Origin of the sequence: Soonwooa buanensis, assembly GCF_900167905.1 — a bacterium.
Taxonomy (GTDB): Bacteria; Bacteroidota; Bacteroidia; order Flavobacteriales; family Weeksellaceae; genus Soonwooa; species Soonwooa buanensis.
Map to the genome: position 1 here is coordinate 348,169 of NZ_FUYZ01000002.1, position 25,900 is coordinate 374,068.

22 protein-coding genes are annotated in these 25,900 nt (G+C 36.8%); 12 read left to right on the forward strand and 10 right to left on the reverse strand.

Translation table 11 applies throughout. The annotated features are described in order from the left end of the window. The first annotated feature begins 2 nt into the window (after window positions 1-2). From hisF to B5X62_RS04775, 3 genes are all read left to right on the forward strand, one after another. Window positions 3-755: an imidazole glycerol phosphate synthase subunit HisF gene (hisF, locus tag B5X62_RS04765; RefSeq protein ID WP_079666253.1), complete on the forward strand. Its 753-nt coding sequence runs from the start codon at window positions 3-5 to the stop codon at window positions 753-755. Then, on the forward strand, window positions 752-1,360 hold the full coding sequence (gene hisIE, locus B5X62_RS04770) for a bifunctional phosphoribosyl-AMP cyclohydrolase/phosphoribosyl-ATP diphosphatase HisIE (RefSeq protein ID WP_079666254.1): 609 nt from the start codon (window positions 752-754) through the stop codon (window positions 1,358-1,360). Before hisF ends, hisIE begins: the two co-directional genes overlap by 4 nt. 182 nt (window positions 1,361-1,542) lie before the next feature. Further along, complete coding sequence (locus B5X62_RS04775) at window positions 1,543-2,685, forward strand: DEAD/DEAH box helicase (RefSeq protein WP_079666255.1); 1,143 nt, start codon at window positions 1,543-1,545, stop codon at window positions 2,683-2,685. 42 nt (window positions 2,686-2,727) lie between these two features. On the opposite strand, the gene B5X62_RS04780 is transcribed toward B5X62_RS04775, so the two are convergent. Continuing rightward, entirely contained in the window at window positions 2,728-3,084 is a 357-nt protein-coding gene (locus B5X62_RS04780; protein ID WP_079666256.1) for a diacylglycerol kinase family protein, read from the reverse strand. 140 nt (window positions 3,085-3,224) lie between these two features. Between B5X62_RS04780 and dnaN the strand changes: the two genes are divergently transcribed. Next, a complete protein-coding gene (dnaN, locus tag B5X62_RS04785) occupies window positions 3,225-4,355 on the forward strand; it encodes a DNA polymerase III subunit beta (RefSeq protein ID WP_079666257.1) in 1,131 nt (376 codons plus the stop codon). A 150-nt stretch (window positions 4,356-4,505) separates the two neighbouring features. Continuing rightward, window positions 4,506-6,908 (forward strand): phenylalanine--tRNA ligase subunit beta, encoded by a 2,403-nt coding sequence (pheT, locus tag B5X62_RS04790; RefSeq protein ID WP_079666258.1) that lies wholly within the window; start codon window positions 4,506-4,508, stop codon window positions 6,906-6,908. Between the two features lie 62 nt (window positions 6,909-6,970). Here the strand turns inward: pheT and B5X62_RS04795 are convergent, their stop codons facing one another. From B5X62_RS04795 to B5X62_RS04840, 9 genes are all read right to left on the reverse strand, one after another. Then, window positions 6,971-7,336: a hypothetical protein gene (locus B5X62_RS04795; RefSeq protein ID WP_079666259.1), complete on the reverse strand. Its 366-nt coding sequence runs from the start codon at window positions 7,334-7,336 to the stop codon at window positions 6,971-6,973. Between the two features lie 69 nt (window positions 7,337-7,405). Next, window positions 7,406-9,313 carry an acetate--CoA ligase gene (gene acs / locus B5X62_RS04800; RefSeq protein ID WP_079666260.1) on the reverse strand — a complete coding sequence of 636 codons (1,908 nt, stop codon included), beginning with the start codon at window positions 9,311-9,313 and terminating at the stop codon, window positions 7,406-7,408. A gap of 14 nt (window positions 9,314-9,327) precedes the next feature. Next, complete coding sequence (locus tag B5X62_RS04805; protein WP_079666261.1) at window positions 9,328-11,214, reverse strand: AMP-binding protein; 1,887 nt, start codon at window positions 11,212-11,214, stop codon at window positions 9,328-9,330. Between the two features lie 18 nt (window positions 11,215-11,232). Beyond that, entirely contained in the window at window positions 11,233-11,604 is a 372-nt protein-coding gene (locus tag B5X62_RS04810) for a response regulator transcription factor (protein ID WP_079666262.1), read from the reverse strand. Continuing rightward, entirely contained in the window at window positions 11,601-14,297 is a 2,697-nt protein-coding gene (locus B5X62_RS04815; RefSeq protein ID WP_079666263.1) for an ATP-binding protein, read from the reverse strand. The genes B5X62_RS04810 and B5X62_RS04815 overlap by 4 nt, the downstream gene beginning before the upstream one ends. A 247-nt stretch (window positions 14,298-14,544) precedes the next feature. Further along, a complete protein-coding gene (locus B5X62_RS04825; RefSeq protein ID WP_079666265.1) occupies window positions 14,545-14,772 on the reverse strand; it encodes a DUF6814 family protein in 228 nt (75 codons plus the stop codon). A gap of 54 nt (window positions 14,773-14,826) precedes the next feature. Further along, window positions 14,827-16,407 (reverse strand): MFS transporter, encoded by a 1,581-nt coding sequence (locus tag B5X62_RS04830; RefSeq protein ID WP_079666266.1) that lies wholly within the window; start codon window positions 16,405-16,407, stop codon window positions 14,827-14,829. Between the two features lie 40 nt (window positions 16,408-16,447). Then, a complete protein-coding gene (locus B5X62_RS04835; protein ID WP_079666267.1) occupies window positions 16,448-17,767 on the reverse strand; it encodes a hypothetical protein in 1,320 nt (439 codons plus the stop codon). Between the two features lie 127 nt (window positions 17,768-17,894). Beyond that, complete coding sequence (locus B5X62_RS04840; protein WP_079666268.1) at window positions 17,895-18,308, reverse strand: IS1/IS1595 family N-terminal zinc-binding domain-containing protein; 414 nt, start codon at window positions 18,306-18,308, stop codon at window positions 17,895-17,897. A 168-nt stretch (window positions 18,309-18,476) separates the two neighbouring features. Between B5X62_RS04840 and B5X62_RS04845 the strand changes: the two genes are divergently transcribed. The 7 genes from B5X62_RS04845 (at window position 18,477) to B5X62_RS04875 (ending at window position 25,591) form a co-directional block, all read left to right on the forward strand. Continuing rightward, window positions 18,477-19,073 carry a GNAT family N-acetyltransferase gene (locus B5X62_RS04845; protein WP_079666269.1) on the forward strand — a complete coding sequence of 199 codons (597 nt, stop codon included), beginning with the start codon at window positions 18,477-18,479 and terminating at the stop codon, window positions 19,071-19,073. Beyond that, window positions 19,045-20,232: an argininosuccinate synthase gene (locus B5X62_RS04850; RefSeq protein WP_079666270.1), complete on the forward strand. Its 1,188-nt coding sequence runs from the start codon at window positions 19,045-19,047 to the stop codon at window positions 20,230-20,232. Before B5X62_RS04845 ends, B5X62_RS04850 begins: the two co-directional genes overlap by 29 nt. A gap of 274 nt (window positions 20,233-20,506) precedes the next feature. Next, on the forward strand, window positions 20,507-21,472 hold the full coding sequence (gene argC / locus B5X62_RS04855) for an N-acetyl-gamma-glutamyl-phosphate reductase (RefSeq protein ID WP_079666271.1): 966 nt from the start codon (window positions 20,507-20,509) through the stop codon (window positions 21,470-21,472). Between the two features lie 14 nt (window positions 21,473-21,486). Next, window positions 21,487-22,623, forward strand: coding sequence for an aspartate aminotransferase family protein (locus tag B5X62_RS04860; protein WP_079666272.1), 1,137 nt, complete (start codon window positions 21,487-21,489; stop codon window positions 22,621-22,623). A gap of 84 nt (window positions 22,624-22,707) precedes the next feature. Continuing rightward, window positions 22,708-23,661, forward strand: a complete 954-nt coding sequence (locus tag B5X62_RS04865) for a Rossmann-fold NAD(P)-binding domain-containing protein (RefSeq protein ID WP_079666273.1) — start codon at window positions 22,708-22,710, stop codon at window positions 23,659-23,661. 78 nt (window positions 23,662-23,739) lie between these two features. Continuing rightward, a complete protein-coding gene (gene argB, locus B5X62_RS04870) occupies window positions 23,740-24,531 on the forward strand; it encodes an acetylglutamate kinase (protein ID WP_079666274.1) in 792 nt (263 codons plus the stop codon). Then, on the forward strand, window positions 24,503-25,591 hold the full coding sequence (locus B5X62_RS04875; RefSeq protein WP_079666275.1) for a M20 family metallo-hydrolase: 1,089 nt from the start codon (window positions 24,503-24,505) through the stop codon (window positions 25,589-25,591). The genes argB and B5X62_RS04875 overlap by 29 nt, the downstream gene beginning before the upstream one ends. Window positions 25,592-25,900 lie beyond the last annotated feature (309 nt).

Consider the following 25,900-nt stretch of genomic DNA (forward strand, 5'->3'; position numbering starts at 1 on the left):
TTATGCTGAAGAAAAGAATCATTCCGTGTCTTGATATTAAAGATGGAAGAACGGTGAAAGGCGTCAATTTTGTTGGCTTGCGCGATGCTGGCGATCCTGTAGAATTGGCGAAAAAGTATGTTGACGAAGGCGCTGACGAATTGGTATTTTTGGATATTTCGGCAACTTTAGAAAAACGAAAAACCCTCGCCGAAATGGTAGAGAAAATTGCGGCTGCGATTAATATTCCGTTTACAGTTGGAGGCGGGATCAATTCTGTGGAAGATGCTTCGACGGTTATTAATGCTGGTGCGGACAAAGTTTCGGTGAATTCTTCTGCGGTAAAAAATCCGCAATTGATTGCAGATTTGGCGGCACAGTTTGGTTCTCAATGTGTGGTTGTTGCGGTGGATACGCGCGATGTCAACGGAAATCAAAAAGTTTTTGTGAATGGTGGAAAAGTCGAAACCGATTGGGGAACTTTGGATTGGGTAAAGGAAGTTGAAAAACTCGGCGCTGGCGAAATTCTGTTAACTTCGATGGACGGTGACGGGACAAAAGCAGGTTTCCGAATTGATATTACAAAACAAGTTTCCGAAAGTGTTAACATACCCGTCATCGCTTCTGGCGGTGCCGGAAAAATGGAAGATTTTGCGGAAGTTTTTAGCAAAACAAAAGCGAGTGGCGGATTGGCGGCAAGTGTTTTTCACTTTGGTGAAATTCCGATTCCTGAGCTTAAAAATTATTTAAAACAACAAAACATAGCAATACGATGAACATTGATTTTAATAAATCTAGTGATGGTTTGGTTCCTGTGATTATTCAGAATTACCTTAATAATAAGGTTTTGATGTTGGGTTATATGGATGAAGAAGCTTTTAATAAAACTCAAGAACTTGGAAAAGTGACATTTTTTTCGCGTTCCAAAAATAGATTGTGGACAAAAGGAGAGGAGTCAGGTAATTTTTTAGAAGTAAAATCGATGGCTGTTGATTGCGATAATGATACGATATTAATAAAGGCAAAACCCCACGGACCGACTTGTCACACAGGATCTGTGACTTGTTTTAATGAAGTTTCGAATCATGGATTTATTTATGAGTTGGAACAAACTATCAACGACCGAATTGATTTTGATGATCAAGAATCTTATACCAATAAATTGTATAAAAAAGGACTCAACAAAGTTGCGCAAAAAGTGGGTGAAGAAGCTGTGGAATTGGTGATAGAAGCAAAAGACAACAACGATGATTTGTTTTTAAATGAAGCCGCAGATTTGATGTATCATTATTTAATTCTTTTAAAAGCTAAAGGTTTTCAACTTGAAGATGTTGAAAATGTTTTAAAATCTAGGGAAAACGCACCTCGACGACCAGAATAACTCAACGGCGCGGAAAATTGCGTTAGGGATTGCAGCGAAAATCCTTTGCTGAAAGCAAAGATTGTAGCGGAAAGCCCGACCGAAGGGAACGCCCAAAAACAAAAAATACTTGAGACATTAAAAAATGAAAATTGTCGAAGTGATGCCTAATTATTAGTTTACCTTTGCAGAAATAAGAAAATATGTCGTTTGAATCGTTAGGATTGTCGCACAATATCATAAAATCTGTCAATAAATTGGGCTTTCTAAAACCTTTTCCTATTCAGGAGCAAGCTGTTCCCGTAATTTTGTCTGGAAAAGATCTAATGGGAATCGCGCAAACCGGATCTGGTAAAACAGCGAGTTTTGTGATGCCGATTTTAGAGAAATTGCAAAATGAAGACGTTAAAAAAGACCGTAATATTCAGGTTTTGGTGTTGGTGCCGACACGAGAATTGGCGATTCAAATAGAAGAAGCTTTCAAAGCTTTTACCCCAACTTTGAAGCGTGATATCAAAACGATGGCGGTGTATGGCGGCGTTTCTATCAACCCTCAGATGAAAGGGATGTACGGCGTAGAAGTGCTTGTGGCGACGCCGGGACGATTGTTGGATTTGATCGATCATAATGCGTTAAGTATTTCGAAAATTTCTCAATTGGTAGTGGATGAAGCGGACAAAATGTTCCAGTTGGGATTTGATGAAGAGATGAATAAACTTTTCAAAATGATGCCTGTTGCTAAGCAAACTTTGTTATTTTCTGCGACGCTCAACGAAAAAGTTGACGAGATTAAAAAACGATTAACAATTAACCCGACTTTGGTTGAGGTAAAAGCGGAAGAGGTTAATATCGACAATATCGCGCAATTGGCTTATTTGGTGGAGCCTGAGCAAAAAGGACCTTTTTTGAGATATTTGATTAAAGAACAAAATATTCAGCAAGCTTTGGTTTTTGCGTCTTCTACAAGAAATGTCGATAATTTGGTTGAAAAACTAAAGAAGAATAAAATCCCTGCAACGGCTATCCATGGTAAAAAATCTCAAGGTGCTCGTACAGGGAATCTTAAAGGTTTTAAAGAAGGTGAGGTTCAGATTTTGGTAGCGACGGATCTTATCGGAAGAGGGATTCATATTGATGATTTGGCTTGCGTTATCAATTACGAGTTGCCACGATCTCCACTAGATTACGTCCACAGAATTGGTAGAACGGGACGTGCCAATGAAAAAGGAACAGCGATCACGATTTTGACGCATGACGATTTGCAGCATTTTAGGGTGATTCAGAAGAAAATGGGTAAACGTGTTGACCTTATCCGTACCCAAGATATCGATCTTCACGGCTATTAAAATTTAATAATTAAAACCAGTCTTCGGATTGGTTTTTCTACTTTAGGAGAAGATGTATTTCCAATAGATTATTGCGCCAACAACGACTGCTAGGATAGAAGCGATTAAAACAGCAGCGCCAGCAACATCTTTTATAACGCCGATTCGTTTGTCAAAATTAGGTTCGATAAAGTCACAAATTTTTTCGATGCAAGTGTTAAGTGCTTCCGTAATCATAACACCAAAAGTGACGCTAAGAACAGTGACAATTTCCCAAGTCTGAAGTTTGAAATAGAAAATCAAGATGAGGTTAACTAAAAGTCCCAAACAATGGATTTGGAAATTTCTCTCGTTTTTTAACAACCAAAAGAGACCTTTAAAAGTGTAATAGAAGCTCTTATGTAAAGGTGGTTTTTTCATGAGAAAAATTTTATTTTTTGTTAAATCTTAAAATTCTTCACAAATATAGATAAATCCTAAAATTGTTAGTAATTAATTACAAATCAGACCGCCAATTTGCCATAATTTTTTATCTTTGTGAATCGAAATAATTAGCTTTTATGAGATTTATTGTTGCCAGTGGCGAATTGCAAAAAGCCTTACAAACGGTTAGTGGTGTGATTTCTGGTTCGCAATCCAGACCAATTTTGGAAAATTATCTTTTTGAATTAGATCAAAATAATTTAAGAATTACAGCTTCCGACGGAGAAACAACTTTGATAACTTCTATCGAGGTGATGTCCGACGATGCTGGAAAAATGGCGGTTCCTGCCAAAATCTTCCAAGATTTCCTAAAGACTTATGGCGAACAACCATTGACATTAGTCGTGAAGGATGCACCAGAAGGTAACGGTAGCGTTTTAGAAATTTTGGACGAGAAAGATAACTTCTCTGTTGCACTTGACAATGCAGAAGATTATCCAGAATTACCGGAATTTGACGCTTCTCAAAAAGTGGTTATGCCAGGTGGCGTTTTGGCAGATGCGTTGAGCAATACATTGTTTGCGACAAGTAACGACTCACTTCGTCCAGTGATGACAGGTGTTTTGTTCCAATTTGCTGAAAACGAAACCAACTTTGTGTCAACGGATTCTCATAGATTGGTGGTTTACAAGAGAACAGATCTTGCAAATGCAGAACCAATGGAATTTATCATGCCGAAAAAACCTTTGGCGATTTTCAAAAATATCCTTAACAATTCGGTTGATGAAGTTGTTATCGAGTTTAACGAAAATATGGCGAAGTTCACGTTTGGTAATAATATTTGGATTTGTCGTTTGATTGACGGGAAATATCCTAACTACAACGCGGTTATTCCGAAAGAAAATCCAAATGTGTTGACAATTAACAGAAACTTGTTGTTAAGTTCTATCCGTAGAGCATCGATTATGTCGAACAAATCTACAAACCAAGTGAGATTCAAGCTTTCGGGCAACGTTCTTCACTTACATGCAGAGGATACAGAATTTGCGAACAAAGCGGATATGCAAATCCCTTGTGATTATAACGGCGAAGATATTAATATCGGATTTAGTTCTAAGTTTTTAACAGAAATGTTATCTGTTTTGGGTGCTGACGATATCACTTTCAAAATGTCTCAACCGAATCGTCCAGGTATCATCGAGCCGATTGATGGACTCGAAGACAACGAAAACATCTTGATGTTATCAATGCCGGTTATCGGATTATAAAGTTTAAAAAACAGAAAATAACAATTTGAGATTTGAAAAATTCAGGTCTCAAATTTTGTTTAAAATAAGATTTTATTACAGAAGCGTTTTTGAGTTTTTATTAAATTTAATAATAAAATATCAGCCTTCTAAAAATTCAAATTCAGAATAATGAAAATTTCAAATAATTGGCTTAAAGATTATATTAAAACCAATTTGACTACGGAAAAAATCGGTACATATTTGACGGATATTGGTCTGGAGATAGAAGTTATCGAAAAGTACGAAAGCGTTAAAGGAAATCTCGAAGGCATCGTTGTAGGGAAAGTTTTGACTTGCGAAAAACATCCTAATGCTGATAAATTAAGCAAAACTACGGTCGATGTAGGAAACGGAAAAATCCTAGAAATTGTTTGTGGTGCGCCAAATGTTGCTGCTGGACAAACGGTTCCAGTTGCGGTTGTTGGGACGAAAATCTATGATAAAACTGGAAATTTTTTCGAAATTAAAAAAGCAAAAATCCGTGGCGAAGTTTCAGAAGGAATGATTTGTGCAGAAGACGAACTTGGTTTGTCAGACGATCACGGTGGTATCATGGTTTTAGACGAAACGAAATATAAAGTAGGAGAGAATTTCGCAAAGTATTTTGAGTTAATTAATGATGAGGTTTACGAAGTTGGTTTAACGCCAAACCGTACCGATGGAATGTCGCATTATGGTGTTGCAAGAGATTTGCACGCTTATTTGTCATCGAATGCTTTTCCGTCAGAATTAGAAAAATTATCGACTGTAGCTTTGACTTCAGCAGGTTCTCATGATTTCCAAATCGATATCGAAAATACAGAATTGACGCCACGTTATCTTGGTGCTGTTGTTGAAGGACTTAAAGTTGAAGAGTCGCCATCCTGGCTTAAAGATCGATTGAAAGCGATTGGTCTTGCGCCGATTAACAATGTTGTGGATGTTACCAATTATATTTTGCACAGTTATGGTCAGCCTTTGCACGCTTTCGATGCTGATAAAATTGCTGGTCACAAAGTGATTGTTGGGACGTCGCCAGAAGGAACGGTTTTCAAAACTTTGGATGGTGTAGAACGTAAGTTGAAAGGCACCGAAATCATGATCAAAGACGGAAACCAAAAACCAATGTGTATTGCAGGTGTTTTTGGTGGTGAAGAAAGTGGTGTTTCGGATTCTACGACTAAGATATTTTTAGAAAGTGCTTACTTCAATCCGGTTGCGGTGAGAAAGGCTTCTAAAGCGCATGGACTTAATACTGACTCATCTTTCAGATTTGAGAGAGGTGTTGATCCTAATAACACAAAAACAGTTTTGACAAAAGCTGTTAAAATGTTGGAGGAAATTGCTGGTGGTAAATTGGTTGGCGAGATTATGGAATCTTATCCAACGAAGATTGAACCTTTCTATGTGGTGCTTCGTTACTCTAAAGTTGATCAGATTTTAGGCGTTAAAATTCACCGCGAAAAAATAAAAGAGATTTTAAAATCTTTAGAAATTACTGTTCTTAACGAAATCGCAAATGGACTAGAATTGTCTGTTCCTGCGTATCGTGCGGATGTAACGCGAGAAATTGACGTTATCGAAGAAATCTTGCGTATCTATGGTTATAACAAAATTGAAGCGCCGAAGAAAACATCTTTCACAACGGTGAGTTTGCATTTGGATGACCAAGATGCTTTAGAAAACGCTTGGGCAAGAACTTTGCAAAGTCAAGGTTTTAATGAAGTAATGAACAATTCTTTGACTTCTGTTAAAGACGAAACCAACGCTGTTAAGCTTCTTAATCCGCTAAGTAATGAGCTTTCGACAATGAGAAAATCTTTGTTAGAAGGACTTTTGCAAAATGCAGCTTACAATATTAATCGTAAGAATCCAGATATTAAGTTTTTTGAATTAGGGAAAATTTATCACAAATTCGAAAAATATGAAGAAAGAAAGCAATTGGCGATTTTAACATCGGGAAGAAACGTTTCCGAAAACTGGTTGCAACCAAAAAGTGCTACAGATTTCTTTATGTTGAAAGCTTATGTTAAAATTCTTCTTGATAAATTAAACATCGAAACGACAGAAAAAGCTTTGGAAGATGCACGTTTTTGGGATGCTTTAGAAATTGTTTCTGGTGACAAAACTTTGGTGAGATTAGGGAAAGTGGCGCCAGCTTTGCTTAAAGATGCAGACATGGATCAAGATGCTTTCTACGCAGAAATCGAGTTGGAAAATTGTCAATCTTTACGAAATACAGGGAATTTTAAATTTGTTGATATTCCGAAGTTTAACAAGATCAGAAGAGATTTAGCAATGTTGGTTGACAAGTCTGTGACTTATGCAGAATTGTACGAATTGGCGAAAAAGAACAAATCACCTTTCTTAAGAGAAATCAATTTGTTTGACGTTTACGAAGGTAAAAATCTTCCAGAAGGTAAAAAATCTTACGCCATGAGTTTTGAACTTCTTAACGAGGAAAAAACGTTAGAAGATAAAGATATTTCTGAAGTAATGAATGCGCTGATTAAGTCTTTCCAAAAAGAATATAATGCAGAACTAAGAGGTTAATTCTTTTTAGTTTAATAAAAATAAAAGTCCAAAGTTATTCGCTTTGGACTTTTTTATTGGTTTTAAAATTTGACTTGCGAATCGATGCCGCTGTCAGTTTCTTTAATGTTAATATCTGGCGTATTTGGAATTTGTGCTGCTGCAAGAACCTCAATTCTTTTTTTGAGATCCTCATAATTGCTAGCTTCCTGAATCGTCATATTGTTAAACAGATAGGTTTTATTAACATCATTTTTATTAAAAATTTCAGAAACCGAATCCGCATGTGCATCATCTCTAACTTGTACACTCGCCGAAAAATGCTCGTCACTACTGTTATTGAGGTATACGATGTATTGAGAACCGTCGATGCCAGCGTTTTCTAAATCGCTTTCTAGAGTTTTGTAGTTGCTATGATTATTAAATAATCCTGTGATAATACTTGCCATAATTTGAATTTTTATTGGTGTTATATTTTTAGATTATCAAAAACCGAACAACTACAAACTTAAAGACTGTTAAATTTTTTCGTTTTTAATTTCTTCCACGATTTCAGGATTTAATAATGTTGATGTATCCCCAAAATTACTGAAATCACCTTCTGCAATTTTTCTTAAAATACGACGCATAATTTTTCCAGATCGTGTTTTTGGAAGTGCTGACACAAATTGTATTTTGTCCAATTTTGCGATTGGTCCAATTTGGTCAGAGATTAACTGATTGATTTCTTTTTTAAGATTTTCGCGGTCTCTGCCTTCTCCAGATTCTTTCAAAATTACATAACCATAAAGTGCATTTCCTTTGATGTCATGCGGATAACCAACAATCGCAGATTCGGCAACTGCAGGATGTTGATTGATGCTATCTTCAATAGGAGCAGTCCCAAGATTGTGTCCCGAAACGATTATAACATCGTCCACACGACCTGTAATTCTGTAATAGCCAACTTCGTCGCGCAATGCACCATCACCTGTAAAATATTTTCCTGGGAAAGCCGTAAAGTAGGTTTCTTTATAACGTTGATGATCGCCCCAGATACTTCTTGCAATACCGGGCCATGGGAAACGAATGCAGAGATTTCCTGTAACTTGGTTTCCTGTAATTTCGTTACGTTTGTCGTCCATTAAAACTGGTTGTACGCCAGGAAGCGGAAGCGTTGCATAAGTTGGTTTTGTCGGCGTCACAAATGGAAGTGGAGAAATCAAAATTCCGCCTGTTTCTGTTTGCCACCAAGTGTCAACAATTGGACATTTTTTTTGTCCAACATGATCGTTAAACCAATGCCAAGCTTCATCATTGATAGGTTCTCCAACCGAACCGATAACTTTTAAGCTCGATAAATCATGTTTGTCCACCCATTCTACACTTTCTTTTGCTAAAGAACGAATCGCAGTCGGCGCCGTATAAAATTGCGTTACTTTATGTTTGTTGATAACTTCCCAAAAACGATCAGGTTCTGGATAAGTTGGTACACCTTCAAAAATAACCGTTGTCGCACCGTTAATTAATGGACCATACAAAATGTAGGAATGTCCAGTAATCCAGCCGATGTCCGCCGTACACCAATAGATATCGTTTTCTTGATAATCAAAAACATTTTTAAAGGTGTAACCCGAATAAACCATATAACCTGCGCAAGTATGCAACATGCCTTTTGGTTTCCCTGTAGAACCTGATGTATAAAGAATAAATAAAGGATCTTCGGCATCCATGATTTTTGTAACGTAATCAGATGATGCTTTTGATAAATAATCATCCATCCAAAAGTCGCGACCTTCTTTCATGCTGACTGCGCCGTTGGTACGTTTTACGACCATCACTTTTTCTACGGTTTCGCAAGAATTTAATGCCTCGTCAACAATTGATTTTAGGTCTAAAGCTTTGTTACCACGATAACTTCCGTCAGAACAAATAATGACTTTTGCGCCACAATCGTTTGCACGAGAAGCGATGGCGGAAGCTGAAAATCCAGCAAAAATCACCGAATGTACCGCGCCCATTTTAGCACAAGCTAACATAGCCACCGCCAATTCTGGAATCATTGGAAGATAGATGCAGACGCGATCACCACGTTGTACGCCCATTTCTTCAAGCACATTTGCCATTTTGCAAACGCGTTCGTGTAAGTCGCGGTAGGTGATGTGTTGCGCTTCTTCCTTCGGATCGTTAGGTTCCCAAATGATGGCTGTTTTTTCGCCACGAGATTCTAGGTGACGATCGAGACAATTTTTGGTGATGTTGAGTTTTGCATTTTTAAACCATTTAATATTGGCTTCTTCCATGTCAAATTCTACAACTTTGCTCCAACGTTGGTACCAAACGAAATTTTCGTCAGCGATTTTGTCCCAGAATTTTTTTGGATTCTTGATGGACTTTTTATATTGTTTAAAATATTCGGGAAGGTTTTTTATTTGATAATTATTCATATACAATGAAGTTTTTATTTTTTATAAATTTTAATTTTTTCGATAAGTTCATCGATAATTGTTTCATCGTCAATCGTCGATGGAATCTGGAATTCTTTGCCGTCTAATATAGTTCGAATTAATTTTCTAAGAGTTTTTCCAGAGCGGGTTTTTGGAAGTCTTTTAACGACCATCACATTTTTAAGACTTGCAACAGCGCCAATTTTTTCTCGGACTTTTTGGATAACTTCTTTTTCAACTTGCTCGTCAGATATTTCGGAACCATTTTTAATAACAACCGAAGCAAAAGGAATTTGACCTTTAAGATCGTCATCGATACCAACAACCGCACATTCGGCAACATCGGGATGTGACGACACGACTTCTTCCATCTCGGAAGTTGATAATCTATGTCCAGCAACATTAATGACGTCGTCTACACGTCCAGTAATAAATACGTAGCCATCTTCGTCCACAATAGCACCATCGCCAGAGAAGTAATAACCCTCAAACTGCGACAAATAACTATTTTGGAATCTGTCAAAATCCTTCCAAACGCCAAGCAAAGCACCTGGAGGAAGCGGAAGTTTTATCGCTAAATAACCTTCGTGATGAGCATCGAGTTCGTAACCATTTTCATCAAAAATTCTGATATCGTAACCGGGAATTGGTTTTCCTGCCGAGGCTCTTTTAATTTTATAATCGTCAAAACCTGTCATCAATCCTAACATTGGAGATCCAGATTCTGTTTGCCACCAATGGTCGATGGCTGGTACGCCGATATGTTGGTCAAACCAATCTAAAGTCGCAACGTCGCAACGTTCGCCAGCGAGGAACTGTTTTTTTAAACTTGATAAATCATATTTCTTTACCAATTCGCCGTTTGGGTCTTCTTTTTTAATAGCTCTAATTGCAGTCGGTGCTGTAAACATTATCGAAACCTTATAATCTTGAATCACACGCCAAAATGTTCCTGCATCTGGCGTCATGACAGGTTTTCCTTCAAAGATTACTGTAGCATTTCGGTTAATTAAAGGAGCATAAACGCTATAACTGTGACCAACTGCCCAACCAAAATCCGAAGCTGCCCAAAACGTTTCGCCTGGGTCGATACCATAAATATATTTCATCGAAAATTTGAGTGCCGTCGCGTATCCGCCTGTATCACGAACAATTCCTTTGGGTTTACCTGTTGTGCCCGAAGTATAAAGCAAATACAAAGGATGCGTGGATTTTACCGAAACGCAATCAGCGGCTTGTGATTTTGAAATTAAATCTTGATAATCGATGGTTCCTTCAAAATATTCGTTTTTATTTTCGACAAGATTTCGGTTGTAGACAATGATGTTGTCAACTTTATCTTGCGCAAGTTCGATGGCTTTTTCAACCAAAGGAAGATACGGGATTCGCTTTGCGATTTCCACGCCTGCAGTTGCTGTTATTAAAACTTTTGGTTTGCAATCATCAATTCTAACAACCAATTCTTGCGGTGCAAATCCTCCAAAAACAACATTGTGTATTACGCCAATTCTTGCACAAGCCAACATCGCGAACATTGTTTGTGGAATCATCGGCATATAAATAATCGCGGTATCACCTTGTTTTAAACCAAGAGATTGAAGTCCACCTGCAAGTTTTGAAATCTCTTCTTTGGCTTCCGAGAAGGTGTAAGTTTTCTTTTGGTTGGTTACTGGCGAGTCGTAGATAATGGCAATCTGGTCCCCGAAACCGTCCTCAATGTGCTTGTCAATAGACAAATAACACATGTTGAGCTCGCCATCTGCAAACCATTGGTTGTAATTATTTTCGTCGGGTGATGTTATTGTTTTTGGAAAAGTGTACCAGCTAATTGCTTGGGCTTGTTCTTTCCAGAATTCTTCTTTGTTGTCTTTACTTTGTTGGATCAAATTGTCTGCATTCATCTTTTTTCATTTTAGTAGTTAGTGATTATTATCGATTAAGTCGTCGATTTGTTGGATAATTTGTTTAACCGAATATGGTTTTGTAAAATAAGCATCTGCTCCTAAATCATAAGCTTTTTGAACGTCTTCAGGATTGTTTTTAGCGGATACGAAAGCGACTTTAGTATTTTTCAGTTTATCTAGTTTTTTTATTTCTTCTAAAGTAGAATAACCATCCAATTTGGGCATCATAATATCTAGCAGAATGAAGTCTGGTGTCAGCGTATTCAAGATTTCTAAAACTTCGGAACCGTCTCTGGCAATGTAGACATTGTATCCGTTTTTCCTAAAACTATATTCTAACGACATCAAAATCTTGTGTTCGTCATCGGCTATCAAAATCGTTTTCATAATTCCTCTTTTATGTTTTCGTGTTGTTGATTGGTGGGAAGGTTGATGTTAAAAGTAACGCCTAGACCACTATTTTCTGCATAGATGTTGCCACCATGCGCCAGCATTATATTTTTACAAATGGCAAGCCCAAGTCCGCTGCCAATTGGTTTAATAATATTTTGATTATTGGATTGATAAAATTTGTCAAATATCGAATCCAAATCGGCTTCTGGGATATGTTTTCCAGTGTTAAATATCTTAATGTTGAGATTGTCGTTTTGTATTAAAAATTTAGTTTGTATCATCCCTTGTTCTTCCGTGAATTTTAGAGCGTTGCCATAAATATTTTGAAAAACCTGTATCATTCTCGCTTCGTCGTAATGGAAGTTTTCGAGAGACAAAAGATTAACCAAACTCAAATGGATATCGTTACTGTTTATTAAATGTAACAAAGGTTTCACTGCTTTTTGATAAGTTTCGATTATGTTGTTAAAGCCAATATTCAAAGGTGTTTTGCCGTGTTCCAGTTTATCAAGATACAAAATATCGTTGATGATTTCGCTAAGTCTGTCAGACTCTGTAATAATGTTATTGAGAAATTCTTTTTTAATTTCGGAAGGCATATCATCATCATCTGCGAGGATTTCGCCAGCAGCACGAATGGCAGTTATCGGCGTTCGCAATTCATGTGCAACACTATCCAAAAAATCGTCCTTTTGCTTGTCTTTAATGATAAGATGCTCGTTCGCAATTTGTAATTTTTCTGAAAGCGATTTTAACTCATTTGATTTTTCAGTAAGTTTTTTGTTGGTGATAATATTTTCTTTTGATTCCTCAAGAATGTTAAGAACTTCAGGTAACGAAATTTTATCTTCTTTGGTCACACCTTCGATCAAGATTTTTGCAGAAGCGGTCCCAATTCGACCAGCCAGAAGGTTTTCAGAAAATTTAATAAAACGAGAATCAGCCGTTTCTACTTGGTTATTAATATTATATTTAAGATTAAAAACACGGAAAGCTTGTTCCGTTTTTTGAATACCTAAAAATCTTACTAAAATATTTTTGATGTCAGAAACATAAGCGGTTCCGCGCCATATAAAAGCATTTTCATGATTTTGGATATACTTGTCGATGTCCACATAAAGTTCGGCGAAGTTTCGTTCTCTATAATCACCTTTAAGACTTACCGAAATAAAAGTGAAAAGTCCAGTATTAACGAAAAGCGACCAAAAGAAAATTTGACTTATCCTATCAAAATAAGGAATGTTGAATATTGCAAATGTGTCGTAAAGCTCTCTTAAAAAACCTTTGAATTCGTGGTTGTAAGAAAAGTAATATTGTGGCAAGATTAACCCAAAATAACAAATTATGAGGCCTGCAATTAATCCAATAATTACGGCTTTCGAACTTCCTCTTTTCCAGAATATCGCACCAAAAAATGCTGGTGCCAATTGTGCAATTAATACAAATGAGATAAGACCGACCGAAAATAATGAATTATCCAAAATGAAATATCTATAGAAAATAAAAGATATAACAACGAGGATGAAAATACTTATTTTTCTAATATTGGTGATGCTTCGCGTATTTTCTGACGCTTGGTTTTCTTTAAATTTTCCGATCCAACCAAAAGGTATAATGAGGTTGTTAGAAAGCATAATTGACAAGCTAAGTGCAGAGATAATAATCATCGAAATGGACGAACTTAATCCTCCTAAAAATACCAAAACACTAATCCATTCTTTCCCAAAATGTAATGGGATTAAAATAGAATAAAATTCTGGATTAACCGTTTGTCCATCGAATAATACACGACCGCCCCACGCAATCGGAAATACAAAAAGATTAAAAACCAAAAGATATAATGGTAAAAACCAAAGTGCGGTTTTCAGGTGTTTTTCTTGTCTGTTTTCAACGATACTTGTATGGAATTGTCTCGGCAAGAGAAAAAAAGCTGATATTGACAATAGACACATAATCAGCCAATTAAAACTTCCACCAAGTCCGTCGAACGTATTTTTAGCATTAAAATCTGCAATCTTGGAAGCTTGGTCATAGATGTCGCTATAACCATTGTACACAAAATAGGTTACAAAAACGCCTAATAATACTAGGAAAATAAGTTTTAATAGGCTTTCTAAAGCAACAGCAGCGATGATGCCAAGGCGCTTTTCGGAGGCATCAACATAGCGAGTTCCGTAATATCCAGCAAACATTGCAATCATGATAACGACATAGGTTGCATTATCTGTTAATATGTTTTTTGAAGTCGGTGTATTAGTTATTAGATGAAAGGTTTCTGAAATAGCTTTAATCTGAAGTCCAATGTAAGGGATAATTGCAAAGATGCACACCAAGGTTATCAAAGCACCCAAGCCACGTCGGTTCCCATATCTTAACGAAATGAAATCTGCAATACTGCTTATTTTGTTGACTTTTGCAATACGAATAATTTTAGAATTTATAAAAATCCAAGCTGGGATGATGATAACGGGTCCAATATAGATCGCTAGATATTGTAAACCCTGATTAACGGCTACACCTATACTGCCATAATAAGTCCAAGCCGTACAATATACAGCGATAGATAGTGCGTAGATGTAGGGATTGTTAACCCATATTTTACTTTTCTTTTGCTCGGCATGATGCGCCACGAAAAAAAGCAAAGCCAAATAGACGATAACAACTGCAAACAGAACAAGACTATTCATCGTACTTTTTTATAACAACTAATGAAAATATTATCGAAAAAATCCAAACACCAAATAGGTAAGTGTATATTACAGGAAGCCCAAAAAGCTTGTTCGGAGAATTGAAAAGCAATATGATTGGTGCGCTAAACAAGAGAAGTAAAGCGAGGCTAAGTAAAACTAATTTCTGTTCGTGTCGTTTTTTCATATTTTTATAGAAACCACACAAAGACCAAAATCTTTGCGTGGTTTTCAAAGGAAATGAATATTACATTTTGTCTTTCGAATAGTCGCCCGATAGAGCATAATATCCAAAAACTGCTAATCCGCCAGATATAATTGGCATTAAAATAAATAGGATAATAATCCCAAATACCAAATCTTCTTGTTTGCCTGATGATAATTTTGGAATCCCCATTTCTGTAATGCCGAAATAACCGACAACTAAAGCTAAAAGTATCCAAACGATGCCTAATATTTTTTTTAATCCATCCATAATAATGATTGTTTTAAAGTTAAGAATTTTTAAGTTTTAATTGTGATTTCAAACTTAATCTTTGATGTTGTTTTTATTTTTTAAATAGATAAGACCAATTATTAAACACACAGACGCTACAATAATAGGATACCAAAGTCCTTCTAGATACCATTGCGCATGTCCAGCTTCTTTACCAGTTGTTACCAGATAAGTTGCAACTGCAGGCAAAAGTCCTCCGAAAATTCCGTTTCCGATATGGTATGGTAAAGACATCGAAGTATAACGAATTCGGATAGGGAACATCTCAACCAAAAATGCCGCAACAGGACCGTAAACCATCGTTACAAATACAACTTGGATAAAAACCAAAAATACGAGTAACCACTTGGTGTCATCATTTATTGAAATTGTTGTGCTAACAGTCGCAACTTCAGGTTTGCTATCTTTTAGGACAGGTGTTGCTACAGCGGACCAATGCACGACACTATCTTTTTTAACTTTAAAACCGTCGGTATAATTGGTTTCTTTGTGATAGGTTATGATACTGTCACCAGCAATTTTGTCGTGGATTTTGGAAGTTCGAGATTCTTTAATACCATTTGTCGCAACTACTTTTCCTTCAAGATTAACGGATTTAAACATCTTATCATAGATTGGTCTGTAGGAAAGTAACGCAATTAACATCCCGATTAACATGATAGGTTTTCGTCCAACTTTATCCGATAGCCAACCGAACAAAACAAATAACGGTGTACCAAGTAGTAATGCAATCGCCATTAATGAGTCAACTTGTGCGGAGTCGACATTCATTACTTTTTGGATGAAACTCATGGCATAGAATTGCCCAGTGTACCACACAACACCTTGTCCCATAACAGCACCGAATAATGCTAACAATACAAATTTGAAATTATAACGATTTCCGAATGATTCTTTAAGTGGGTTAGTAGATGTTTTTCCTTCTTTTTTAGCTTTAGCAAAAAGTGGAGACTCCTTCATGTTTTTACGAATGATGTATGAAACACCAACCATTAATATTGAAATCCAAAACGGAACTCGCCATCCCCAAGTGTCAAAGTCGTCATGAGAAAGCGTTGTTTTTGTAATTAAAATAACAATTAATGAAATGAAAAGTCCAACCGTTGCAGTAGTCTGGATCCACGATGTCCAATAACCACGACGATGCGGTTGTGCATATTCTGCAACATAAGTTGCTGCGCCACCATATTCGCCACCAAGTGCTAAACCTTGTAAAAGTCTCAGGATTAAAACTAATACAGGCGCCATAAAACCTATGGTTTCATAAGATGGGATACAACCGATAAGAAATGTTGAAAATCCCATGATAAGTAAAGTCACCAGAAAGGTATATTTTCTGCCAATCATATCGCCTAATCGTCCAAAGAATAATGCACCGAAAGGTCTTACCACAAATCCAGCCGCAAAAGTTGCTAAGGTCGAAAGAAACGCAGCTGTAGGATTATCTGCTGGGAAGAATTTTGTGGACAGCACCACGGCAAGACTTCCAAAAATGTAGAAATCATACCATTCTATTAAAGTCCCTAATGAGGAAGCTGTAATAACGCTCCAGATCGTTTTGTTTTTTTGCTTCTCACTCATGTTTTCGTAAGAATCTTGTTGTAGTTCGCTCATATTAGTTTGATTTTGGATTTAGTATTTTTTTTAAATAGTATTAAAATGAGTACATCACACGAAGCATAGCTCGGAAGTTGCCAACATTAGTGATTCTTCCACCCGCAGTTGCATCATTTTGTATGTCACCATATTTTGCAGCGGTATATTCTAGTTCTGGTGCGATGTTAAACTTGTTTTGTTTAAATTCTACTCGGGCAGAAGCTCGCCATACATTATCTAGAAGTCTAGTTCCTAAGATACCTCGCATGTACAGGTTTTTGTATCCCTCATCAACACCTGAGTTCTTGGTATATCCAAAGAAAATTCCTGGTGCAATTTTTTCGTTATTACTTGCAAGATCAATCCAAAACGATGATGTTTTTGTAGGCTTGTAGCTTTCTTGACCATTGGCTTGCTCGTAACCAGCAAAGCCACCAATCATAACAAGGTGATGAAGATTTCCACCAGTTATCCCGTAAAGTTTAGCGGAGAATTTAGAATCAGAATATTTGAAGTAAGCTAAATATGCAGCTGCGTTTAGTTTCTCGGTTGAGACCAGATTATTACTTTCGATAACAGGTTTTAATGATTGAAACTCTGCTGCGATACCAGCGATAATATTTTTGTGTTTGTACTGAAGCTGTCCGTGGAAAGTTGGCATCACCGAATTAATTGTTGCACTATTTGTAAAAGCCCCCGTGGCATTAGCCGTCTGGAATTCTCGATCTTTATAAGCAACAGCGGTAAAAGATAAGTCGTCTGTTAATTTTTGAGTAAGTTTTATTTGACCTGCCCATCCAAAAGGATTGAATAGAATACCGGTATTAAAATTCGCAACACCTGGATAAACTTCTGGGATAAAAGAAGGATACCAAGTTTGTCCAAATGTTAGACTCGTTTTTGGCCAAGCCAAAGTAGCGTAAGCGTGTCGCAACCTTAGAAGCCCGATGCTTCCACTTCCTGCCGAAGATTTGTTGATTTCTGTATTTCCAAAAAAGTCAGCTTCAATTTTTCCACTTGCTTTTGCGCCCCAAACATTTGGCCCTTTTATGTTGAGGCCAACTCTAGTGGTGATGGATAAAAAATTGCTGGCCGCAGCGCTATTGATATCTTTGCCGTTAGCATCTAGTTTTTCATCCAGAGGATAAAGGTTGAGGTTATATTCTCGAGAGTAGGCAGACTGTCGACTGTCAAAATTATATTCCGTCCTTACCCAACCATAAGTCGAAATGTCCCATTCTTTGATTTTATTTTTTTCTGCTTCTAAGCTTTCGATGCGTTTGAGAAGGTCAGAAGTGCTAATGCTGTCTTGTGCTTTTGTTTGTGAAAATATTAATGATATTGATGATATCGTTAATGATTTTATTAAATTTTTCATGAATTATTAATTATTTGACGTGTGATTTGGTGTTGCCAAATTGTAATTAATAATTCGTTTACGAAAATTTAATATATATTTTTGCTAAGACTATATTTTAGTGAATTTTTTAAACAAATATTTTTACCTATTTCTTGAATCTTTCCCATTTTATGAGCATGTATTTGTCTGCAAATTCAGTAATAATTAAACCCGAGTTTTTGATATTGTTTTCTTGCGAAAGATATTCAATTAACTCATTTTGTTTCAATATTTTATATACAGGGTGAAAGTCAGAGTGAGGTGGTCTTGTGATATTATATTTCTTTATCCACGAGCTGATTGTAACGTGTGATACACCAATAATTCTCTCGATCTCGCGAAAGCTTAATCCTTCCAAATATAGCTGTAATGCCTTTGTTACGTAATAGTCGTCGATCTGTTTTCCTAGTTTTTTGACCGTGAAGTAATAGTTGCAATCTTTACACAGAAAACGTTGTTTGTCGTTAATTATTCCACTTTTTACGACATTGTTTTGATTACATTTTGGGCAAGACTTCATATAACTATATTATTTTAGCAAATATATAATAATTTAGCAAAAATATATTTGATGATTGAAATAGATAAAATATCTTTAATAAAAATTTAATAAACAAAAAATATCTAAATAATTTGTTTTGAAAAGAAATTATGTTTTATATTTGCATCTTTAATTAGATATAAGTCAATGAAAATAGAAATTTCCTCAGAAAAACATTTGCATTACGCAGAGGAAATCAAACAGGAGATGGCGGACTCGGCCAAAGTTAGAGGAACGGGCATTGCGCAAAGAACAGTTGAGTTTTTGTGTCAAAAAATGCTGGAAGGAAGTGCGGTTTTAGCGATCGAAGAAGATGGTCGCTGGGCAGGATTTTGCTATTTGTCAGCATGGAGTGATGGCGAATTTGTAGCGAATTCTGGGATGATTGTATCTCCTAATTTTAGGAAAAGAGGTGTGGCGAAAATGATGAAAGCTAAGGTTTTCGAATTATCACGCATCAAATTTCCAGAAGCTAAAATTTTTAGCTTAACAACAGGACTTGCGGTGATGAAGATTAACTCCGATTTGGGTTATCAGCCTGTGACCTATTCCGAAATTACAAAAGATGAAACTTTTTGGGAAGGTTGCAAAAGTTGTGTTAATTATGATGTGTTGAAGAGTAAAAATAGAGAAAATTGTTTGTGTACTGCGATGTTGTACTCGCCAAGCAAGGAGAAAACTTTATTTAATTCTAATTATACAAAAAATACAAAAGATGAAGAAAAGTGTAGTGTTGGCATTTAGTGGAGGACTTGACACTTCTTATTGTGCAAAATATTTAAGCGAAACTTTAGGTTACGAAGTTCACGCGGTGACGGTTAATACAGGCGGTTTCAATGAGGCTGATGAGGTTGAGTTAAAATCTCGTGCTGAGAAATTGGGCGTTGCAACTTATACATTTATAAATGCTGAAAAAGAATATTATAACGATTGTGTTAAATATTTGATTTTCGGAAATGTTCTAAAAAACAATACATATCCACTTTCTGTAAGCGCGGAAAGAACGGTTCAGGCGCAAAACATTGCGAAATATGCTAAGGAAATAGGAGCGTCGGCGATTGCGCATGGCAGTACAGGAGCGGGGAATGATCAGGTTCGTTTTGATTTGATTTTCCAAGTGATGTGTCCAGAGATGGAAATTATTACGCCGATTCGTGATATGTCGTTGTCGAGAGAAGAAGAAATTCAGTTTTTGAAAAATCACGGTTTCGATATCGATTTCGAAAAAGCGCAATATTCGATTAACAAAGGACTTTGGGGAACTTCCGTTGGAGGAAAAGAAACTTTAAAATCTCGTCATAGTCTTCCCGAAGATGCGTTTCCGTCACAAGTTGAAAAACAAAAACCTACTGAGCTGGAAATTGAATTCAAAAACGGTGAAGTTGTTGCTGTTAATGGCGAAACTTTCGCGCATTCTGTTTTTGCGATTCAGAAGATCGAATCTCTCGCAAGTCCTTATGGCATTGGTCGCGACATCCATGTTGGCGATACGATTGTTGGCATCAAAGGTCGTGTTGGTTTCGAGGCTGCGGCGGCTTTGTTGACGATTAAGGCACATCATCTTTTGGAGAAGCATACGCTTTCTAAATATCAACAAACCATCAAGTCACAACTGTCAGATTGGTACGGAAACTGGCTTCACGAGGCGCTTTTCCTAGATCCAGTGATGAGAAATATCGAAGCTTTTCTTAATGATTCTCAAAAGACGGTTAACGGAAAAGTATTTATAACGCTTTATCCTTACAGATTTGTTTTAAACGGAATTGAGTCAGATAATGATTTGATGTCCGATAAATTCGGAAGTTATGGCGAAGCAAATCGAGCTTGGACGGGAGATGATGTTAAAGGATTTACTAAAGTATTGAGCAATGCTTTAACGATTTATCATCAAATAAACAGTTAGGGTTTTAAAAATTTGGGCAGCATTTCCGCCCTCCACTCCCGCTTTTTCTTTTTTTTGAAAAAAAGAAAAGAGCTCCGTTCAGGTCGGGCTGCGTGCAATTCGCTGCAAAAAAATAATTATTAAAAAGTCCCGAAGGGACGACTTGACAAAGGATAGGAGGTAACTCCTATCGAAAACGGGACGATTTAATAAAGGATAGGAGGAGACTCCTATCAAAAACGAGACGATTTAACAAAGAATAGGAAGAATTCCTATTCGTATATAAAAACCAAAAATGAAAAAAACAGTCGGCATCATCGGAGCGAACGGATACACGGGAAGTGAGTTGATTCGTCTTTTGGCTTATCATCCAGAAGTTGAAATGACTTGTCTTTTCAGCCGTTCAAATTCAGGTGTTAAGATTTCGGAGTTATATCCAGATTTAGCGGGGATTTGCGATTTGGTTTTAACTAATGAACTTCAAAAAGTTGATATTTTATTTTTGTGTCTTCCGCATAAAGAAAGTCAAAATTGGCTGACTCAAAATCCGATTGACGCTGAGGTTTTAGTTATTGATTTAGGAAACGATTTCCGTTTAGAAGCTGATTTTAATAATAGAAAATTTATCTACGGACTTCCAGAAATCAACAAAACCGAAATCCAATCAACAAAAAGTATTGCCAATCCAGGATGTTTTGCGACGGCAATTCAGTTAGCGTTGTTGCCTTTGGCAGAAGCGGGATTGTTGACAGACGTTTATACAACTGGGATTACAGGTTCTACTGGCGCTGGACAAAAGTTGCAATCGACAACGCATTTCACTTGGAGAAATGATAATATCTCGGCTTACAAAACATTGACACATCAGCATGTAGAAGAGATTTTAATGAATTTAAATTCTAAATCTTCTAATGATGTAAAGTTGAATTTTGTGCCTTGGCGTGGCGATTTTGCAAGAGGAATTTTCACAAGTTCAACGATTAAATGTGATAAAAGTTTAGAAGAAATAAAAACATTGTTTCAGGATTTTTATAAAGAAGCAAAATTTGTTCAGGTTACCGATGGACATTTAGATATGAAACAAGTCGTTAACACCAACAAGTGTGTTATCGAAATTGAACAAAATGAAGGTTTTATTGTAGTGCATTCAGCGATAGATAATTTACTGAAAGGCGCATCAGGACAAGCTGTTCAAAACATGAATTTAGCGATGGGTTGGGACGAGACTTTAGGTCTTAATCTTAAACCAATTGCATTTTAAAATTTAAATTAAAAATGAATTTATTCGAAGTATATCCATTGTTTGACATTAATCCAGTTAAGGCAAAAGGCTCTTTTCTGTGGGATGACAAAGGACAACAATATTTAGATTTTTATGGTGGTCATGCAGTGATCTCGATTGGACACAATCATCCATATTATCAAGCAAAACTGAAAGATCAGTTAGAAAAAATTTCGTTTTATTCCAACTCTGTGCAGAATGATTTGCAGGTGGAATTGGCGAATAAGTTAGGTTCATTGTCAGGTTACGAAGATTACAACTTGTTTCTTTGTAACTCTGGCGCTGAAGCTAATGAAAATGCTTTAAAACTAGCATCTTTCCACAATGGGAAGAAGAAAGTTGTATATTTTTCAGACTCGTTTCATGGTCGTACTTCGGCAGCGGTTGCGGTGACGGACAATCCAAAAATTGTTGCGCCAGTTAACGCTTCCGATAATTTTATAAAATGCGATTGGAACGATGTCGAAACGCTAGAGACTATATTTAAGACCGACGAGATTAGTGCCGTAATTGTTGAGGGAATTCAAGGTGTTGGAGGCATTAACTTGCCAGATGAACACTTCATTCAAAGTATCAGAAGTTTGTGCGATAGCAATGATGCGGTTATGATTTTGGATGAAGTGCAGTCTGGATATGGACGTGCTGGTTATTTCTTTGCGCATCAAGAATTTGATGTTAAACCAGATCTTATCACGACAGCAAAAGGTATGGGGAATGGTTTTCCGATTGCAGGGGTTTTAATCAGTCCAAAATTCAAGGCGAGTAGTGGACTTTTAGGAACAACTTTCGGTGGAAATCATTTGGCTTGCGCTGCTGGTATTGCAGTTCTTGACGTTATTAAAAATGAAAATCTTATCGAAAACGCCGAAAAAATCGGTGCTTATATCGAAGATAAAATCAAAAAATTTAAACATATCAAATCCATTAGGCGACGTGGATTGATGATGGGTATCGAGTTGGATCAGCCTTGTGCAGAAGTGCGTTCTTCTTTATTAAAAAAGCATTTTGTATTCACAGGAAATGCGAATGACAAAAATGTATTGAGGATTTTGCCAGCTCTTAACATCACCGAAAAAGAAGCGGATATTTTTATCGCAGCTTTAGAAGATATTCTTCAAAATTTAAATTAAAGTTAGAACAGCCTTCATCATGAAAGATACATTTTAAATGACGTCGGAGGAGGCTGTTGTTTAAAATTATCGAAAATTTCAAAAATGAAAAATTTCACAAGTGTAGAAGATATTAATGATCTTCAATCTATGATAAAAAAGGCTTTAGAAATTAAAGCAAATCCTTTGGCAGAGCCTAATAAAGGGAATGGAAAAACAATAGGTTTGGTATTTCTTAATTCAAGTCTTAGAACGAGATTAAGCAGTCAAATCGCCGCGCAAAATTTGGGTTTAAACGTTTTAATGTTGAATGCTGCGCAAGAAGCTTGGAATCTAGAATACAACGATGGCGTGGTTATGGATGGCGGAACAGTTGAGCATATCAAAGACGCGATCGAAGTGCTTAATCAATATTGCGACATCATTGCGGTACGTTGTTTTGCAGGGATGAAATCCAAAGAAGATGACACGACGGAAAGTATTTTGAGCCAATTTGAAAAACATGCAAAAGTGCCAGTCGTTTCGTTAGAGTCGGCGACGCGTCATCCTTTGCAGAGTTTTGCGGATTGCATCACGATTACCGAAAATTGGAAACAAGAAAAGAAGCCGAAAGTCGTTTTAACTTGGGCGCCACATGTTAAGCCGATTGCACATGCGGTTGCAAATTCTTTTACAGAATGGATGCAAGCTTTGGACGTTGATTTGGTGATTGCAAATCCTGAAGGCTACGATTTGGATCCAAATTTTGTAAAAGATACGCCAATTGTTCATAACCAAGACGAAGCTTTGAAGGATGCTGATTTTATCTATGTTAAAAACTGGTCATCTTTTGAAGATTATGCGACAATGCCAGAGGTTAAAGAAGATTGGTTATTAAGTTTAGAAAAGTTGAAACCAACCAACGATGCCAAAGTAATGCATTGTTTGCCAGTGCGACGTAATTTGGAATTGAGTGATGAAGTGATGGATAGCGAACATTCGATTATTTATCAACAAGCAAAAAACCGAATTTTCTCAGCACAAACCGTTTTCAGCGAAATCTTAAATGAATTAAAATAAATTTTAAAATAGAAACACGATAGACTAGGAGAGGCGAGTAGAAAGAAGGGAATCTCTATCACAAAACAGAAATCCGAAATGAAAGAAAAATTGTATATCATAAAAATTGGCGGTGCTTTAATCGATGACGAGGAAGCGCTGGATCAATTCTTAAATAAATTTTCTAACATTTCGGGAAAGCGAATCTTGGTGCACGGTGGCGGAAAGTTGACCAGTACTTTGGCAGAAAAACTTCATGTGCCGCAACAGATGGTCGACGGTCGACGTGTAACCGATGCGCAAACTTTAGACATTGCAACGATGGTGTATGCTGGCAAAATCAACAAAAGTATTGTTGCAAAACTTCAGAATTTAGATTGCGATGCAATGGGATTTACAGGAGCGGATGCCAATTTAATTCAAGCTGAAAAACGCAGTGTCGAAGAGATCGATTTCGGATTTGTTGGCGATGTCAATCGTAAAAGTGTGAATTCGAAACTAATTCGTAAGTTTTTAAAATTAGATTTAATTCCTGTTTTCTCTGCAATTACGCACGATCATCACGGCGATTTACTTAATACGAATGCCGATTCTATCGCTTCAGTTTTAGCACAAGCTTTATCAAAAAAATTCGATGTCGAATTACTATTTTGTTTTGATAAAGATGGCGTTTTAGAAGATGTTAATGACAATTCAACTTTGATAGAAGCGCTTTCCGAAGATGATGTTTTAAAACTTAAAGAAGAAAAAAAAATCCATAAAGGCATTCTCCCTAAAATCGAAAATGCTTTGCTCGCCAAGAAAAACGGCGTACAAAAGATTTTTTTAATTAACGAAACCAAATTACAAGAACATATAATTTATGATAACCAAGGAACTGAAATCTGTTAACCATATCGACGAGCTACTCGACAACGCGACCAAACTCTTAAAAAAGATGATCGCGACGCCTTCGCTTAGCAAGGAAGAGTACGACGTATCGTTGGTGATAGAAAGTTTTTTTAAAGAAAAAGGCGTAGCAATTAACCGCTACAAAAATAATATATGGGCAACCAACAAAAATTTTGATGCTTCCAAACCTTCAATTTTGTTAAATACCCACCACGACACGGTTAAGCCCAACAAAGCTTACACGATGGATCCTTTTATCCCAGTCGAAAAAGACGGAAAAATCTTTGGATTGGGAAGTAACGACGCAGGCGCGTCTTTGGTGGCGATGTCTCAAGTTTTTCTTCATTTTTATGAAAAAGAAAACTTGTCTCACAACTTGATTATTGCACTAACAGCAGAAGAAGAAATCTCTGGCGTTGACGGTATCGAAGCTTTGTTTCCTCAACTTCCAAACGTAGAATTGGCGATTGTTGGCGAACCTACAAAAATGAATTTAGCGATTGCCGAAAAAGGACTTTTGGTGATTGATGGCGAAATGCAAGGCACAGCGTCTCATGCAGCGCATCCTAACAATGACAACGCGATTGTGAAATGCATGGCAGATTTGCAACATATCTTAAACTACAAATTCGAGAAAACTTCAGAATATCTTGGCGATGTCAAAGTCACGCTAACGGTGATTAATGCAGGGACGCAGCACAATGTAGTGCCAGAAAAATGCAATTTCACGTTGGATGTTCGTGTGACCGATGAGTACAGCAACAAAGAGGTTTTCGACATCATCCAATCCGAAATGAAATCCACGCTTACACCGCGTTCGTTTAGACTTAATTCCTCAAAAATCGAAATTGCGCATCCTTTTGTGCAGGCTGGTTTGGCGCTTGGCAGGACGACTTACGGTTCGCCGACTTCGTCCGATCAGGCGATTATTCCGTGCACTTCGGTCAAGATGGGCCCGGGCGACAGTTTGCGTTCGCATACGGCGGATGAGTTTATCTACATTGCCGAAATCAAGGACGGAATCGAAATTTACATCAATATTTTAGAACAGGTTTTATAGTTTTTTTATTTGGGCAGCTATTTCTATCCTCCGCTCCCGCTTTTTTGTTATTGCAATCCTCGTTCCTCGAAATTGCAAAAACAAAAAGAGCTCCGCTCAGGCTGGGCTGCGACTACTAACTGGTTTTAGGAATTTTGATTTTAGATTTACGAATTTTTGACTTACGATTTTCAGTTCGTCATTTCGAGTAGCCTAGCGAATCGAAAAATATTATGATTTACGATTTATCATTTTGACGAAAGAGAAATCTTTGTTCACAAATAACCGACAACAGTCAACCAAAAACCATCAACTAAAAACCTATTAATT

Coding starts and splice junctions, on each gene's coding strand:
- argC (WP_079666271.1), top strand. CDS start 20,507: ATGAAAAAAACAGTCGGCATCATCGGAGCGAACGGATACACGGGAAGT.
- B5X62_RS04860 (WP_079666272.1), top strand. CDS start 21,487: ATGAATTTATTCGAAGTATATCCATTGTTTGACATTAATCCAGTTAAG.
- B5X62_RS04805 (WP_079666261.1), bottom strand. CDS start 11,214: ATGAATGCAGACAATTTGATCCAACAAAGTAAAGACAACAAAGAAGAA.
- B5X62_RS04775 (WP_079666255.1), top strand. CDS start 1,543: ATGTCGTTTGAATCGTTAGGATTGTCGCACAATATCATAAAATCTGTC.
- B5X62_RS04780 (WP_079666256.1), bottom strand. CDS start 3,084: ATGAAAAAACCACCTTTACATAAGAGCTTCTATTACACTTTTAAAGGT.
- B5X62_RS04815 (WP_079666263.1), bottom strand. CDS start 14,297: ATGAATAGTCTTGTTCTGTTTGCAGTTGTTATCGTCTATTTGGCTTTG.
- B5X62_RS04845 (WP_079666269.1), top strand. CDS start 18,477: ATGAAAATAGAAATTTCCTCAGAAAAACATTTGCATTACGCAGAGGAA.
- B5X62_RS04795 (WP_079666259.1), bottom strand. CDS start 7,336: ATGGCAAGTATTATCACAGGATTATTTAATAATCATAGCAACTACAAA.
- B5X62_RS04850 (WP_079666270.1), top strand. CDS start 19,045: ATGAAGAAAAGTGTAGTGTTGGCATTTAGTGGAGGACTTGACACTTCT.
- dnaN (WP_079666257.1), top strand. CDS start 3,225: ATGAGATTTATTGTTGCCAGTGGCGAATTGCAAAAAGCCTTACAAACG.
- B5X62_RS04825 (WP_079666265.1), bottom strand. CDS start 14,772: ATGGATGGATTAAAAAAAATATTAGGCATCGTTTGGATACTTTTAGCT.
- hisIE (WP_079666254.1), top strand. CDS start 752: ATGAACATTGATTTTAATAAATCTAGTGATGGTTTGGTTCCTGTGATT.
- B5X62_RS04830 (WP_079666266.1), bottom strand. CDS start 16,407: ATGAGCGAACTACAACAAGATTCTTACGAAAACATGAGTGAGAAGCAA.
- B5X62_RS04875 (WP_079666275.1), top strand. CDS start 24,503: ATGATAACCAAGGAACTGAAATCTGTTAACCATATCGACGAGCTACTC.
- B5X62_RS04810 (WP_079666262.1), bottom strand. CDS start 11,604: ATGAAAACGATTTTGATAGCCGATGACGAACACAAGATTTTGATGTCG.
- pheT (WP_079666258.1), top strand. CDS start 4,506: ATGAAAATTTCAAATAATTGGCTTAAAGATTATATTAAAACCAATTTG.
- B5X62_RS04835 (WP_079666267.1), bottom strand. CDS start 17,767: ATGAAAAATTTAATAAAATCATTAACGATATCATCAATATCATTAATA.
- B5X62_RS04865 (WP_079666273.1), top strand. CDS start 22,708: ATGAAAAATTTCACAAGTGTAGAAGATATTAATGATCTTCAATCTATG.
- B5X62_RS04840 (WP_079666268.1), bottom strand. CDS start 18,308: ATGAAGTCTTGCCCAAAATGTAATCAAAACAATGTCGTAAAAAGTGGA.
- hisF (WP_079666253.1), top strand. CDS start 3: ATGCTGAAGAAAAGAATCATTCCGTGTCTTGATATTAAAGATGGAAGA.
- argB (WP_079666274.1), top strand. CDS start 23,740: ATGAAAGAAAAATTGTATATCATAAAAATTGGCGGTGCTTTAATCGAT.
- acs (WP_079666260.1), bottom strand. CDS start 9,313: ATGAATAATTATCAAATAAAAAACCTTCCCGAATATTTTAAACAATAT.